Origin of the sequence: Micromonospora sp. DT68, from assembly GCF_049847245.1 — a bacterium.
GTDB classification, from domain to species: Bacteria; Actinomycetota; Actinomycetes; order Mycobacteriales; family Micromonosporaceae; genus Micromonospora; species Micromonospora profundi.
Window position 1 is genome coordinate 109,820 of sequence record NZ_JBNCNZ010000008.1, and the last position, 15,166, is coordinate 124,985.

The following is a 15,166-nucleotide window of genomic DNA, read 5'->3' on the forward strand; positions in this document are numbered from 1 at the left end:
GGCAGCTCTGTTGAGAGCACCTGGACCCGCCGTTGGGTTCGCGACGCCGAGCCTCGTTTGCCGCAGGAATCTCACTGGCCTCTCAGGCTAACCATGTTTGTCGCTAACGCCGACCCCCGCAGGTAGTCGGTCGGTTACGTACGGATATTCGCCAAGTCGGGGGACCGGCTCCGGCCGGTGCGGGCTCCGGTCCGTCCGCCTCGGGACAGGGGTACACTGCCGGACATGGCCGGAGTCTTCCTGCTTCTTACCGGGCCGTGCTGATGCGCTGATCGCGCGACAGCACGGCGGCCCCTCCTGCGCGAGGGGCTTTTTCGTGCCCGCCGCCGGCTCGCCGCCGACGGCGCCGAGAGGACCGGCCCGGCCCGGCGGTGCCGAGACGAAGCGAAGTGAAGCGAGGAGAGACGATGAGTGAGGCAGCCGCACCGGCGGACGACATCCCCCCGTTCCGGTACACCGCGACCCTGGCCGACGAGATCGAAGTCCGTTGGCAGGACACCTGGGCGCGCGAGGGCACCTTCCACGCGCCAAATCCGAGCGGCCCGCTGGCCGACCCGGATCACCCGCGAGCCGGCGCGGAGAAGCTGTACGTGCTGGACATGTTCCCGTACCCGTCGGGCGCCGGCCTGCACGTGGGCCACCCGCTGGGCTACATCGGCACCGACTGCTACGCCCGCTACCAGCGGATGGCCGGGCGCAACGTGCTGCACGCCATGGGCTTCGACGCGTTCGGTCTGCCCGCCGAGCAGTACGCGGTGCAGACCGGCACCCACCCCCGGACCACCACTGTCGCGAACATCGAGCGGTACAAGGCGCAGCTGCGCCGGCTGGGGCTGGCGCACGACGAGCGGCGTTCGGTGGCGACGATCGACACCGACTTCTACCGCTGGACGCAGTGGATCTTCCTGCAGATCTTCAACTCCTGGTACGACCGCGACGCCGCGAAGGCCCGCCCGATCGCCGAGCTGATCGCCGAGTTCGAAGGCGGCAACCGGCCCACCCCGGACGGCCGACCCTGGGCGGAGCTGAGCGTCGCCGAGCGCCGCAAGGTCGTCGACGACCACCGGCTGGCGTACGTCTCGGAGGCGCCGGTGAACTGGTGCCCCGGGCTGGGCACCGTGCTGGCCAACGAGGAGGTCACCGCCGACGGTCGCTCCGACCGGGGCAACTTCCCGGTCTTCAAGCGCAGCCTGAAGCAGTGGAAGATGCGGATCACCGCGTACGCTGACCGGCTGCTGGACGACCTGGACAGCCTGGACTGGCCCGAGCCGATCAAGCTGATGCAGCGCAACTGGATCGGTCGCTCCACCGGCGCGCACATCGACTTCCCGACCGCGCAGGCACCGGTGCGGGTGTTCACCACCCGACCGGACACCATCTTCGGTGCCACCTACATGGTGCTGGCGCCCGAGCACGAGCTGGTCGACGCGCTGGTGCCGGCCGCCTGGCCGCAGGGCACCAGGGACGCCTGGACCGGCGGGCACGCCAACCCCCGGGCCGCCGTCGAGGCGTACCGCAAGGACGCGGCCGCCAAGACCGACGTCGAGCGGCAGTCCGACACCAAGGAGAAGACGGGCGTCTTCATCGGCGCATACGCCACCAACCCGGTCACCGGCGGACAGATCCCGATCTTCATCGCCGACTACGTGCTGGCCGGCTACGGCACCGGCGCGATCATGGCGGTGCCCGCGCAGGACGAGCGGGACTGGGCGTTCGCCGAGGTCTTCGAGCTGCCCATCGTCCGTACCGTGCAGCCGTCGGAGGGCTTCGACGGCAAGGCGTACACAGGTGACGGCCCGGCCATCAACAGCGCCGCGCCCGAGCGCGGCCTGGACCTGAACGGCTTGGGGGTCGCCGACGCCAAGGCGGCGACCATCGCCTGGCTGGAGGCCAACGGCCACGGTACGGGCGCGGTGACCTACCGGCTGCGGGACTGGCTGTTCTCCCGGCAGCGCTACTGGGGTGAGCCGTTCCCGATCGTCTACGACGAGACCGGTGCCGCGATCGCCCTGCCGGAGGAGATGCTGCCGGTCGAGCTGCCGGAGGTGGAGGACTTCTCCCCGAAGACGTTCGACCCGGACGACGCGGCCTCCAACCCGGAGACCCCGCTGTCGCGTCGCCGCGACTGGGTCGAGGTGGAGCTGGACCTGGGCGACGGGCCGAAGCGTTACACCCGCGAGACCAACGTGATGCCGCAGTGGGCCGGCTCCTGCTGGTACGAGCTGCGCTACCTGGACCCGACCAACTCCGAGCGCTTCGTCGACGAGGAGAACGAGCGGTACTGGATGGGCCCGCGCGGCGAGGGCGACTGCGGGGGCACCGACCTGTACGTCGGCGGTGCCGAGCACGCCGTGCTGCACCTGCTGTACGCGCGGTTCTGGCACAAGGTGCTGTTCGACCTGGGGCACGTGTCGTCGTTCGAGCCGTTCCGCAAGCTGTTCAACCAGGGCATGATCCAGGCGTACGCGTACACCGACTCGCGCGGCAGCTACGTGCAGGCCGAGGACGTCGTCGAGCGTGACGGCGCGTACTACCTGGACGACCTGGTGGTCAACCGCGAGTACGGCAAGATGGGCAAGTCCCTGAAGAACGTGGTGACCCCCGACGACATGTGCGCCGCGTACGGTGCCGACACCTTCCGGGTGTACGAGATGTCGATGGGTCCGCTGGAGGTGTCCCGCCCCTGGGAGACCCGGGCCGTGGTCGGCTCGTACCGGTTCCTGCAGCGCGTCTGGCGGGCGATCGTCGACGAGCAGACCGGCGCGGTGCGGGTCACCGACGACCCGGCCGACGAGGCGACCCGGCGACTGCTGCACAAGGTGATCGACGGGGTCCGTGGCGACATGGACGGCATCCGGTTCAACACGGCGATCGCGAAGCTGATCCAGCTGACCAACGGGCTGACCGGCCTGTCGGCGACGCCCCGTGAGGTTGCCGAGCCGCTGGTGCTGATGGTGGCGCCATTCGCCCCGCACGTGGCCGAGGAACTGTGGCGCAAGCTGGGCCACGACACCTCGCTGACGTACGCGGACTTCCCGACCGCCGACCCGGCGCTGCTGGTGGCCGACACCGTCACGTATCCGGTGCAGGTCAACGGCAAGGTCCGGGGCCGCATCGAGGTCCCGGCCGACTCGCCCGAGGAGGCCGTACGCGCGGCAGCCCTGGACGCGGTGGCGTCCTCCCTGGCCGGCAAGGAGCCTCGCAAGGTCATCGTGGTCCCGGGTCGGATGGTGTCGGTCGTCGCCTGAGCCCGGTGTGACCGAGCGTGACGTCCGCGCCTGCGGACACTGTCAGGGGCGTGATGACTCAGAGGCATTTTGATGCCTCTGAGTCATCACGCTCATTGGTATTGGGTGCCGGCGACCGCGACACACCGACATCCGGAGGCCGAGGGCTTGCGCCTGGGGTCGGCCTGGGCCGGGGGTCAGCCCTGCAGCGCCCGCCGTTGCCGTTCGGCGCGCCACCACTGGTGGAGCAGCACCAGGCTGGCGATCAGGCCGAGGCTCGCGGGGGCGGCGGCGTACCAGTTGATCTGGCCGGGGGTGCTGACGGCCGCACCGATCGCTGCGTACCCGAAGGCGGTCGGCGCGGACGCGATCACGCTGCCGGTCAGGAACGGCGCCAGCCGGGCGGCGGTGGTGCCGTAGCCGTAGCTCACCAGGCCGAAGCCGGCGATCGGCAGCAGCCGGACGGTGACCACCCCGAACACGCTCTGCCGCGCGAACCATCTGTCGAGGCGGGCCAGTCTGCCGCGGACCCGCTCCGCGACGAAGTCCCGACCCAGCAGCCGGCCGACGGTGAACCCGATGGCCGCCGCCACCAGGGCGGCGCCCAGGGCGTAGGCGGCACCTTCGAGAGGGCCGAAGATCGCGCCCGCGGCGAGCGTGACGAAGGTCCGGGGGACCAGCGCGACAAGCAGCAGCGCCCCGCCGACGATCGCCGCCACGGGGGCGAGGCCACCGAGCTGGTCGGCCAGCCGGGGAAGCTCCGCCAGATCGGGTCGGGGCACCAGGAGCAGCAGCAGACCGCAGGTGCCGATCAGCAGCACGAGAAGGGTGAACCGGGCGGCCGACGGCTGCCGGAGCAGCCGCCGGACGGCGCGGATCATGCCCGGGCGGCGGCCACTGCGGTGCGGCGCTCCGCGCGGAGCCGGTCCGACCAGGTGTCGTCCAGCGGCGGGAGCTGGTGCGCCCCGGTGGCCCAGCGCAGCAGCAGGTCGGCCAGGGCCGGGTTGCGGGCCAGTGCGGGGCCGTGGGAGTACGTGCCGAGGAGCTTGCCGCGCCAGGCACCTTCGGTGGTGCCGTCGTTGCCGACGCCGGCGCTGACCCGGGCCAGTGGGGAAACCTCCGGGCCGAGGTGGGTGCGGCCACCGTGGTTCTCGAAACCGGTCAACGCGGGCAGGCCCAGGCGAGGGTCGATCTCACCGGCCAGCTCGCCGACGGCACGGCTGGGGCCCCGGTCGGACTGCAGATCCAGCAACTCCAGGCCACGGCACTGCACGCCCTTGGCGAAGAACGACGTGCCGAGCAGTTGGTAGCCGGCGCAGACGCCGAACACCACGGCACCCTGGGCGACCGCCCGGTGCAGGCCGCCGTCGGCGATCAGCCGCTGCGCGCCCAGCGCCTGCGGGCCGTCCTCACCGCCGCCGACCAGGTAGATGTCGGCGGTCGCGGGCAGCTGCTGGTCGGAGCGGACTTCCAGCACCTCGACCGGCATGCCGCGCTGGCGGGCCCGCCGGGCCAGGATCAGCGCGTTGCCCCGATCGCCGTAGGTGGAGAGCAGGTCGGGGTAGATCCAGACGATGCGCAGGCTCTCAGTTGACACGGTCCAACTCCGCTCGGATGTCCTGGAACGCTGTGTAGTTCGCGATGACCTCCAGCCGCCCGGGCGGGACCGACCGGATCGCGTCGCTGAAGGTGCGCACATGCTGGAACGGCACGTCGTTGACGTCCAAGCGGACCGCCAGGTCGTACGCCCGGTCGCCGGTGATCAGCACCTGCCGCCCGCGCAGCGGGGCGAAGTCGACGTCGAAGAGCCAGGAGGTGTCCAGACCGTCGGGGTCGCGCGCGTTGATGGAGAGCAGTGTCGGCGCCTCGTCGGCCATGTCGAACGCCTCCAGCCAACTGGCCGGGTTCTTGGCCAGCAGCAGCCGGATGTTGCGCCCGTCCTTCTCGACCTGTGCGTAACGGCCGGCCACCGACGTGACGATGCCGAGGCGGGACACCGCGTCGACGGGGCGTACGCCGAATTCGGCGGCCACGGCCAGCGCGGTCGCCGCGTTGCCGAGGTTGACCTTGCCGGGCAGCTGGAGGGAGACCTTGTGCCAGGCGCCGGTGGGGTCGAGCACGCCCTCGTCCTCGACTACCCACTGCGGCTCCGGTCGGCGCAGCGCGCAGCCCGTGCACCACCACTGGTCACCGGAGCGCTGGATCGTGGAACCGCACTCGGGGCAGACCCAGGAGTCGTCGTGCCAGCGCTGGCCGGCGCTGAACCAGGTCACGTGCGGCGGGTTGATGCCGCTGGCCGGGTCGGCGGGTGGGGTGGCTGCCCACACCACCATCGGGTCGTCGGCGTTGGCCACCACCCGTACGTTCGTGTGCCGGACCAGCGCCGCACGCCAGAGCTGCGCCATCATGGCGACCTCCTTGGCGCGGTCGAGCTGGTCGCGGGAGAGGTTCAGCAGTGCTACCACGTGTGGCTCTGTCGACTCCAGCACCTGGGCCAGGTAGTGCTCGTCGACCTCCAGCACCGCGTACGGGGTGCTGCCGGCCTTCGCCAACGCGGAGGTGTGCCCGGTGGGCATGTTCGCGCCGAAGGAGTTGGTGGCGACACGCCCGAGCACGCCGACTGCGGCGGCTGTCAGCCGGGTGGTGGTGGTCTTGCCGTTGGTGCCGGAGACGAGCGCGATGGCACGTCCGGCCGACAGGTGCGCCAGCAGATCCGGGTCGATCTTCAGCCCGATCCACCCGCCGATCACCGAACCGTCGCCACGTCCGGCCGCTCGGGAGAGCGCTGCGGCGGTCCGTGACACGGAGCTGGCCACCTTCGCCCGTAGGGGCATTTTCGCGTCCGTCACGCGAGCGAGGTTACCGGACCGGCGACCCCACCAGATCGCCGCCGACGCCGAACCGTTCGGCCGTGGTGGGTGTGTGGGCGGCCGGGTCGGCCTCCACCGGACGGAGTCGATCTATGTCGGAAAGCGGACCGCGCCCGGTCGGCCCTCCAGCCCTCCACTCCGCTCCACCCCGCGTGACGTGCTGTTTTACCCGGCGATCGGCCACGCCACGCGGGCGATTCTGGTTGCAGGTGGAGGGAAGTGGAGTAGAGTGGGGCCCAATGGTGAGGCCGGGAGGGCTCACCGGCCCGGGGGGTCAGCGGCGCCGCGAACGCCGCTTCAGGGCGAGGGGGTTGGGCCGATGTTCCTCGGCACCCATACTCCGCGCCTGGACGACAAAGGCCGGTTGATCCTTCCGGCGAAGTTCCGGGATGAGCTGGCGGGGGGTGTCGTGGTAACCAAAGGGCAGGATCGCTGTCTCTATGTCTTTCCGACACCCGAGTTCCAGCGCATCGCGGAGCAGTTGCGCGCGCAGCCGATGACACACAAGGCGGCCCGGGCCTACAGCCGGGTCTTCTTCGCCAGCGCGCACGACGAGGTGCCTGACAAGCAGGGCCGGGTGACAATCCCAGCCCACCTGCGGGAGTACGCCGCGCTTGACCGGGACCTTGTGGTGATCGGCGCGAGCACTCGGGTGGAGATCTGGGACAAGGGCGCCTGGGAGACCTACCTCGCCGAGAGCGAAGACGATTTCGCCGACATCGAGGAGGGGGTGCTGCCCGGCGGACTGTAGGGCGGAACGGCGCCCGACGTACTGCGAGATCTCCAGCCGCTTTCGAGTTCCTGGCATCCCTTCCCCGGTGCCAGGCGCACGATCCAGTCATCGGGTGGTCCGGTGGCCGGCGGGAGCGGATGGGGATCTGGCGGTACGACGGCAGCGCCGTCGCCACGACAGACGCAGGAGAAGAACGGACGTTTCAACCAGTGGGGGTCAACATGGGGGAGCTACGCGGCACGCACGTGCCGGTGCTGCTCGAGCGGTGCCTCGAGCTGCTGGCCCCCGCGCTGGGTCGAGGCGGCCGGACGATCCACGTCGACGCGACGCTCGGCCTGGCCGGGCATGCGGAGGCGGTGCTGGAGGCGCACCCGGAGACGGTCCTGATCGGGCTCGACCGGGACACCGAGGCGCTCGCTCATGCGCGGGTCCGGCTGGCGCGTTTCGCTGACCGGGTGCACCTGGAGCACGCCGTCTACGACGAGTTGCCGGACGTGCTGGCCCGGCTTGGCTATCCGGGCATCGACGGGATCCTGTTCGACCTGGGTGTCTCGTCGTTGCAGTTGGACGCGCCCGACCGCGGGTTCGCCTACGCACAGGACGCTCCGCTTGACATGCGGATGGACCAGACGCGGGGGGTGACCGCCGAGGAGGTGGTCAACACCTACGCCCATCCGGATCTGGCCCGTGTGTTGCGGGTCTACGGCGAAGAGAAGTTCGCCGGCCGGATCGCCTCGGCGATCATCCGGGAGCGGGAACGTGCCCGGATCACCTCGTCGGCGCGGCTGGCGGAGCTGGTTCGGGACTCGATTCCGGCACCAGCGCGACGAACGGGTGGACACCCGGCAAAGAGAACGTTTCAGGCTTTGCGGATCGAGGTAAACAGAGAGCTGGCAGCGCTGGAGACAGCGCTGCCGTCTGCCCTCGACGCACTGACCGTGGGCGGTCGCATGGTGGTCCTGTCCTACCACTCGCTGGAGGACCGGCTCACCAAGGCGGCGCTCGCGGATCGGGTCCGCAGTAAGGGCCCGATCGACCTCCCGGTCGAACTTCCCGGGTCAGGTCCGACGTTCCGGCTTCTCAGCCGGGGCGCGGAGCTTCCTGGGGAGGCGGAGGTCGCCGCGAACCCGCGTGCCGCCTCGGTGCGGTTGCGGGCAGCGGAACGACTCGATCCGAACGCGACAGAGCAGGGGCGGACCGACCGCGAACGGTCCCGCCGAAGGGTGAAGGGGATGCACCAACCGGGGACGGGGTCTGCGTGATCCGTGGGGGGTCCGCAGACGTCGACCCGCAGAGGGACGGACGTTGAGGGGGAGGGGACATGAGCATTGACAAGCGCGACCGCCGGGGCGTAACCGGTGGCGGGCAGCGCGCACCGCGGTCGGGGGGCCGGACCGCGGCGGAGCGAGCCACGCGCGTGGAGAACGGTACGCCACGCATCGATCGAGTCAACCGGCAGGGGGAGGCTCGCGCCCGGGGGGCGCGCGAGTTTCCCACCCAGGGCAGCGCCGCGCTGCGACCGGCCGAGAAGGCCACCGCCGCGCCCAGCGCCCGCCCGCCCCGACTGCGGGTGGCGCCTCCGCCGCCGGTGTCGGTGCCGCGTGCGCCGTTCGCGGCGCTGATCGTGGTGCTGGTCGTCGGCGGGGTGCTGGGCATCCTGGCGGTCAACACCAAGATCAACGAGAACGCGTTCCGGCTGGAGAAGCTGCAGCAGCAGCAGGCCCGGCTGGACCTGGAGAAGCAGCAGTTGGACAAGCAGATCGCCGAGGCGAAGGCACCCGGCAACCTGACCGCCGAGGCGCGGCGGCTGGGTCTGGTGGACGTCGAGCCGGCGTACATCCGGTTGCCGGACGGAAAGTCCATCGGCGTGCCGAAGCCGGCGACCGGTGAGCCGTCGGTGACCAGTCAGGGTGCGGGAGGCTGACCGGTGCCGCCAAGGTCGGACGAGCCGCGCCGGGATCCCAAGGGAACCCGGCGCGGCTCTTCGCGTGACGCCAACCCCGCCGACGGGGAGCCTCGGGCCGACGAGCCGGGCATCGGAGGCATCTCCGGCGCGCGGGCGTACACCCCGAGGGGTCGGACGGTCCGCGAGGAGCGCGGCACGCCGGCGCGCGGCGGGGGCGCCGAGCAGCGACGTACCCCGCGCAGCACCCGGTCCGGCGACCCGTTCCGCCCCGCGTTGCAGGTGCTCGACGGCGGTCGCGCCGCCGCCCGGTCCGGCCGGCGCGACGCCCCGGCTGCCGGACGTGGCGGCGTGGTGCGCACCGTCGCGCCGCGTACCCCGCGACGCCCGGCCGGCGACGAGCCGCCGCCGCGTCGCCGGACCACGCCGAGGACGCCCGGCCGCACCGACCGCCCGGCGGCCCGGCGGCCGTCACGCAAGCCGCCGCGCCCGCCGAAGCTCGCCGACCCGCGCCTGCGGTTGCGGCTTGGCACAGTGCTCACCCTGGCGCTGTTCGTCACCATCGGGATCCGGCTGATCTTCCTACAGGCGGTCGACGCCCCGGCGTACGCCGGGGCGGGCGTCGCCGACCGGACCCGCACCGTGGAGCTGCCAGCGCCGCGCGGGGCGATCTACGACCGCACCGGCGAGCCGCTCGCCCACAGCGTCGAGGCGCGGTACGTCTTCGCCGACCCGGTCGAGATCGAGGACGTGCCCGCCACCGCGAAGGCGCTCTCCCCGCTGCTCGGCATCCCGGTCTCCAAGCTCACCACGCTCATGAAGCCCCGCAAGCTGGAGAACGGCAAGCCGTCCCGGTTCGAGTACCTGGCGCGCGGTGTGGAGATCCCGACAGCCAAGCAGGTGCTGGCGCTGGAACTGCCCGGCATCGGGGTGCACCGCGACGAACGCCGCGAGGTCCCCGGTGGTGACCTGGCGGCCAACCTCATCGGTTTCACAAGCCAGGACATGGTCGGGTTGGAAGGGCTGGAGGCCCGCTACGACGAGCAGCTCGCCGGTCAGGACGGCAAACGGGTGTACGAGGCGGGCCGCAGCGACCTGGCCGCGCCGATCCCCGGCGGCTACAGCCAGACCACTCCGGCCAACCCGGGCAGCTCGTTGTGCCTGACCATCGACCGGGACCTTCAGTTCAAGACGCAACAGATCCTCAGTGCGGGGATGGCGCAGCAGCGCGGCGGCACCGCCGCTGCGGTGATCATCGACGTGCCCACCGGTGAGGTGCTGGCCCAGGCGAGCCACCCCACGTACGACGCGAAGAAGCCGGCGGACAGTGACCCGGTCGCCCGGGAGGACGCCGCGACGAGTTTCGTGGTGGACCCCGGCTCGGTGCACAAGGCGATCACCTTCGGCGCGGCGCTCCAGGAGGGGGTGATCACCCCGGACACCACGCTGCCCATCGCCAACAGCATCAAGAAGGGTGACACCTGGTTCTCCGACACCCACCGCGCCAACGGCCGGAAGATGAGCATTCCGGGGATGCTCGCCTACTCGTCGAACGTCGGCACCATCACCATCGCCGACCGGCTCGGGCCGGACCGGCTGATCGACTACCAGAAGCGGTTCGGGCTGGGCCAGCCCACCCGCGAGGGTCTTCCCGGCGAGGCCAGCGGGCGGCTCCTGCCCGCCGACGAGTGGAGCGAATCGTCGCGCGGGTCGGTGCCGATCGGGCACAGCGTCGACGCCACGCCACTGCAGATGGCCGCCGCGTACGCCGCCATCGCCAACGACGGCACGTACGTGCAGCCGCACCTGGTCAAGGAGACCATCGACCCGGACGGCAAGCGCACTCCCGGGCCGACCCCGGTGACCCGTTCGGTGCTCAGCCCGCAGAACGCGGCGGCCCTGCGCACCATGCTGGAGGCGGTCACCACTGTCGACGGCGCCACCGGTGTCACCGCCGCGGTCCCCGGCTACCGGGTCGCCGGTAAGACAGGCACCGGCTGGCGGCTTGTGGACGGCAAGAAGCAGCCCGGCGAGGTGTCCTCCTTCATCGGCATGGCCCCCGCCGAGAAGCCCCGGTACGTGATCGCCGTCTTCGTGTACGCGCCCTCCGGCGGTGGCGCGGCGATCGCCGGACCGGCCTTCCGGGACATGATGCAGTTCACGCTGCGTCACAACCGGATTCCGCCTTCGGCGAGTGGTTCGGCACCCAAGTTCGTGGTCTATCCGCGCTGAGCAGCAATGGCGGGACATCATCGGTGAGTGCCGACGAACCACCGGGGCGGCTGTGCGGCCGGAACCGGACGACCGGGTAGGGTCTGACGCCGTGCCCGGCAATCCACGTCCACGTACCGTGACCGGCCTACGGCTCGGTGATCTCGCCGCCCGGATCGCTGTCGACCTTCCGGCGGACGCCGCCGACATGGTCGTCACCGGGGCGACCCACGCCAGCCAGGAGGTCCGCCCCGGCGACCTGTACGCGGCGCTGCCCGGCGCCCGCCGGCACGGCGCGGAGTTCGCCGCCGGGGCGGCCGAGGCGGGTGCCGTGGCCCTGCTGACCGATCCGGCCGGCGCGGAGCTGGCGGCGGGGACCGGCCTGCCCGCGCTGGTGGTTGCGGACCCGCGTGCGGTGCTCGGCGAGCTGGCGTCGGCCGTCTACGGCGACCCGACCGCCGCGCTCACAGTCATCGGCGTGACCGGCACGGCGGGCAAGACGTCCACGGCGTACCTGATCGAGTCGGGGTTGCGGGCGGCCGGGCACACCACCGGGCTGATCGGCACCGTGGAGACCCGGCTCGGCGACCTGGTGATCGACAGCGTGCGTACCACGCCCGAGGCGACGGACCTGCACGCGATGCTCGCCACCGCCCGCGAGCGCGGCGTGACAGCCGTCGTCATGGAGGTCTCCAGCCACGCGCTGGCGATGGGCCGGGTGGGCGGGGTCCGGTTCACCGTCGGCGGCTACACCAACTTCGGCTCCGACCACCTGGACTTCCACGCCGACACGGCCGACTACTTCGCGGCAAAGGCGCAGCTCTTCGACGGCCGGTGCGCGGTCGAGGTGCTCAACCACGACGACGCGGCGCTCAAGCCGCTCTACAAGCCGGCGACGGTCAGCTACTCGGCGGCCGGCGACCAGGCTGCGACCTGGTGGGCCGACGGCGTGGGCGGCGAGGGGTACGCGCAGCGGTTCACCGCGCACGGCCCGGACGGCGTGGCGCTTGCCGCCGGAGTGGCGCTGCCCGGCCGGCACAACATCGCCAACGCGCTGCTGGCAATCGCCGCGCTCGTGGGTGCCGGGGTGGACCCGAAGACCGCGGCGACCGGCGTGGCCGCCTGCGGTGGCGTACCCGGTCGCCTGCAACTTGTCGACGTCGCCGGGCCGGTGCGCGGGGTCGTCGACTACGCGCACAAGGCCGACGCGATAGTGGCGGCGCTGACGGCGCTGCGCGAGCTGAGTGCCGGCCGGTTGATCTGTGTGATCGGTGCCGGCGGGGACCGGGACAGGGGCAAGCGGCCGGTGATGGGCGCCGCCGCGGCGGAGGGGGCCGACGTGGTGCTGGTGACCGACGACAATCCGCGTACCGAGGATCCGGCGGAGATCCGCGCCGAGGTGCTCGCCGGGGCGTACGCGGCCGGCACGCCGGCCCGGATCATCGAGGTGGCAGGTCGCCGCGCCGCTGTCGACGAGGCGGTCCGGCTCGCCGAGCCGGGCGACGTCATCGCGCTGCTCGGCAAGGGCCACGAGCGAGGCCAGGAGGTGGCCGGCGAGGTGCTCCCGTTCGACGACAGCGTCGAGTTGGCCGGCGCGCTGCGGGCACGGTTCGGCGACACGGCAGGTCAGCGATGATCGCCCTGAGCCTGGCCGAGGTGGCCGAGGCGGTGCACGGACGGCTCGTGGCCGCCGACCCGGACGCTACCGTCAGCGGCCCTGTCGAGTTCGACTCGCGCAAGGTGGGGGCCGGCTCGCTCTTCGTGGCCTTCCCCGGTGAGAAGGTCGACGGGCACGACTACGCGGAGACGGCGATGGCGGCCGGCGCGGTGGCGGTCCTCGGCACCCGCGAGGTGCCCGGGGTGCCGATGGTGCTCGTCGACGACGCGCTGGCCGCGATGGGCCGGCTGGCCCGCGCCGCCGTCGACCGGTTGCCCGAGCTGACCGTGATCGGCGTGACCGGCTCGTCGGGCAAGACCACCACGAAGGACCTGATCGGTCAGCTCACCACCCGGCTCGGGGCCACTGTGGCGCCGCCCGGCTCGTTCAACAACGAGCTGGGGCACCCGTACACCGCGTTGCAGGCCGACCCGGGCACCCGCTACCTGGTGATGGAGAAGGGCGCCCGCGGGATCGGGCACGTGCGTTACCTGTGCGAGCTGGTGCCGCCCCGCATCTCGGTGGTGCTCAACGTCGGGACGTCGCACATCGGCGAGTTCGGCTCCCAGGACGCCATCGCGCAGGCCAAGGGCGAACTGGTCGAGGCGCTTCCGCCCGACGGGCTGGCCGTCCTCAACGCCGACGACCCACGGGTGTCCGCGATGGCGAGCCGTACCCGGGCGCGGGTGGTGCGTTACGGCGAGGCGGCGGACGCCGACGTACGGGCCGAGGACGTCACGCTCGACGAGCGCGGGCACCCGTCGTACACCCTTGTGACGTCGGAGGGGCGCGCGCCGGTGCGGCTCGGGCTGACAGGCCGCCACCAGGTCGGCAACACCCTCGCCGCCGCAGCGGTCGCCCGGGAGTTGGGCATGCCGCTGGCCGAGCTGGCCACGGCGCTCGGTGAGCTGGTGTTGGTCTCGACCCGGCGGATGGACGTCTTCGACAGGCCCGACGGGGTCACTGTCGTCGACGACTCGTACAACGCCAACCCGGCCTCGATGGCTGTCGCGCTGCGGGCGCTTGCCAGCCTCGGCGAGGGGCGGCGTACCGTCGCGGTGCTCGGTTACATGGCCGAGCTGGGCCCGTTCGAGCGGGACGGCCACCTGGAGGTCGGCCGACTCGCGGCCGAGCTGGGCGTCGACCGGCTGCTCGTGGTGGGTGAGCCGGCCGCGCCGATCCACGAAGGCGCGACAGCGGTAGCGAATTGGGGAGGAGAGTCGGTGCTGCTCACCGATCAGGCGGCGGCCGTCGAGGTGCTGCGGAGCGAGTTACGGCCGGGCGATGTCGTCCTGGTCAAGGGCTCCCGGTATCGGACCTGGGAGGTGGTCGACGCGCTGCGCGCCGACGCCGCCGGGGAATCCACCCGATGAGGGCGGTCATCGTCGCCATCGGGGTGGCCTTCCTCGTCTCTCTCTTCTGCACCCCGATCGCCATCAAGGTGTTCACCCGGCTCAAGGCCGGTCAGCCGATCCGCTCCGACGGCCCGGCCATGCACCAGGGCAAGAAGGGCACGCCCACGATGGGCGGCGTGGTCTTCATCCTGGCCACTGTCATCGCGTACGTGGCCGGGCACCTGGCTCTGACCACGCTTCCCGACGCGCAGATCGCCCAGGTCGAGCCGACGATCACCGCGCTGGTGCTGCTGGGGCTCATGGTGTTCTCCGGGGCGGTCGGTTTCCTCGACGACTTCCTCAAGGTGCGCAAGCGCAACAGCGCCGGGCTGAACAAGCGTGGCAAGTTGCTCGGTCAGATCCTCGTCGGCGCGGTCTTCGGTGTGGTGGCGCTGTACTTCCCGAGCACCATGACCGACGCGTCGGGCGCTGTGACGAACACCGAGACGGTCGGCAGCACCACGCTGAGCTTCATCCGGGACATCGACGCCCTGGAGGTCAGCAAGGTCGGCGCGGTGATCATCTTCATCTTCGTGGTGATGGGCGCGACGAACGGCGTGAACCTCACCGACGGCCTTGACGGTCTGGCCACCGGCGCCTCGGTGATGGTCCTGGCCGCGTACGCGCTCATCGCGTTCTGGCAGTACCGGCACTGGTGCGCCGACCCGAGCTACACCCAGTCGTACTGCTATGCCGTGCGTGACCCGTTGGAGATCGCGCTGATAGCCGGGGCCGCGGCCGGGGCCTGTGTGGGCTTCCTCTGGTGGAACACGTCCCCGGCACGGATCTTCATGGGTGACACCGGGGCGCTGGGCCTGGGCGGCCTGATCGCCGGTATGGCGATGTCCACCCGGACCATCCTGCTGCTGCCGATCATCGGCGGCCTCTTCGTGATCATCACGATGTCCGTGGTGATCCAGATCATCTCGTTCCGGACCACCGGCAAACGTGTCTTCCGGATGTCGCCGCTCCAGCACCACTTCGAGCTGGCCGGCTGGAGCGAGGTCAACATCGTGGTCCGGTTCTGGATCATCGCCGGCATAGGCGTGGCAATAGCCCTGGGCCTGTTCTACAGCGAGTTCCTCGCGAACATGACCTGACCCCCACCCCACCCTCCCCGCGATCTTGCACTTTCGGACCGTGGAATGTATCGTTCTGCGGCTTCTGTCCG

At 71.4% G+C, this 15,166-nt stretch carries 11 protein-coding genes; 8 read left to right on the top strand and 3 right to left on the bottom strand.

The genetic code is table 11. The features are described 5' to 3' along the window. Positions 1–407: 407 nt before the first annotated feature. Positions 408–3,248 carry a leucine--tRNA ligase gene (gene leuS / locus ACPXB1_RS17015; RefSeq protein ID WP_355630829.1) on the top strand — a complete coding sequence of 947 codons (2,841 nt, stop codon included), beginning with the start codon at positions 408–410 and terminating at the stop codon, positions 3,246–3,248. A 176-nt stretch (positions 3,249–3,424) separates the two neighbouring features. On the opposite strand, the gene ACPXB1_RS17020 is transcribed toward leuS, so the two are convergent. From ACPXB1_RS17020 to ACPXB1_RS17030, 3 genes are read right to left on the bottom strand one after another with little or no spacing between them, the layout of a single operon-like run. Next, positions 3,425–4,204 carry a TVP38/TMEM64 family protein gene (locus tag ACPXB1_RS17020; protein WP_425735537.1) on the bottom strand — a complete coding sequence of 260 codons (780 nt, stop codon included), beginning with the start codon at positions 4,202–4,204 and terminating at the stop codon, positions 3,425–3,427. Next, positions 4,105–4,824, bottom strand: coding sequence for a type 1 glutamine amidotransferase (locus ACPXB1_RS17025; RefSeq protein ID WP_053658079.1), 720 nt, complete (start codon positions 4,822–4,824; stop codon positions 4,105–4,107). Before ACPXB1_RS17025 ends, ACPXB1_RS17020 begins: the two co-directional genes overlap by 100 nt. Then, positions 4,814–6,061 carry a MurT ligase domain-containing protein gene (locus ACPXB1_RS17030; protein WP_053658081.1) on the bottom strand — a complete coding sequence of 416 codons (1,248 nt, stop codon included), beginning with the start codon at positions 6,059–6,061 and terminating at the stop codon, positions 4,814–4,816. Before ACPXB1_RS17030 ends, ACPXB1_RS17025 begins: the two co-directional genes overlap by 11 nt. A gap of 355 nt (positions 6,062–6,416) precedes the next feature. Between ACPXB1_RS17030 and mraZ the strand changes: the two genes are divergently transcribed. From mraZ to mraY, 7 genes are all read left to right on the top strand, one after another. After that, positions 6,417–6,848: a division/cell wall cluster transcriptional repressor MraZ gene (gene mraZ, locus ACPXB1_RS17035; RefSeq protein ID WP_053658083.1), complete on the top strand. Its 432-nt coding sequence runs from the start codon at positions 6,417–6,419 to the stop codon at positions 6,846–6,848. Between the two features lie 203 nt (positions 6,849–7,051). Further along, positions 7,052–8,092: a 16S rRNA (cytosine(1402)-N(4))-methyltransferase RsmH gene (gene rsmH / locus ACPXB1_RS17040; protein ID WP_355593029.1), complete on the top strand. Its 1,041-nt coding sequence runs from the start codon at positions 7,052–7,054 to the stop codon at positions 8,090–8,092. A gap of 59 nt (positions 8,093–8,151) precedes the next feature. Continuing rightward, on the top strand, positions 8,152–8,754 hold the full coding sequence (locus tag ACPXB1_RS17045) for a hypothetical protein (protein WP_355593027.1): 603 nt from the start codon (positions 8,152–8,154) through the stop codon (positions 8,752–8,754). Positions 8,755–8,757: 3 nt separating this feature from the next. Further along, positions 8,758–10,965 carry a peptidoglycan D,D-transpeptidase FtsI family protein gene (locus tag ACPXB1_RS17050; protein ID WP_425735508.1) on the top strand — a complete coding sequence of 736 codons (2,208 nt, stop codon included), beginning with the start codon at positions 8,758–8,760 and terminating at the stop codon, positions 10,963–10,965. Positions 10,966–11,017: 52 nt separating this feature from the next. After that, positions 11,018–12,580 (top strand): UDP-N-acetylmuramoyl-L-alanyl-D-glutamate--2,6-diaminopimelate ligase, encoded by a 1,563-nt coding sequence (locus ACPXB1_RS17055; protein ID WP_425735509.1) that lies wholly within the window; start codon positions 11,018–11,020, stop codon positions 12,578–12,580. After that, positions 12,577–13,974: a UDP-N-acetylmuramoyl-tripeptide--D-alanyl-D-alanine ligase gene (locus ACPXB1_RS17060; RefSeq protein WP_355630446.1), complete on the top strand. Its 1,398-nt coding sequence runs from the start codon at positions 12,577–12,579 to the stop codon at positions 13,972–13,974. Before ACPXB1_RS17055 ends, ACPXB1_RS17060 begins: the two co-directional genes overlap by 4 nt. After that, complete coding sequence (mraY, locus tag ACPXB1_RS17065) at positions 13,971–15,095, top strand: phospho-N-acetylmuramoyl-pentapeptide-transferase (protein ID WP_053658091.1); 1,125 nt, start codon at positions 13,971–13,973, stop codon at positions 15,093–15,095. The genes ACPXB1_RS17060 and mraY overlap by 4 nt, the downstream gene beginning before the upstream one ends. The last annotated feature ends 71 nt before the right edge of the window (positions 15,096–15,166 follow it).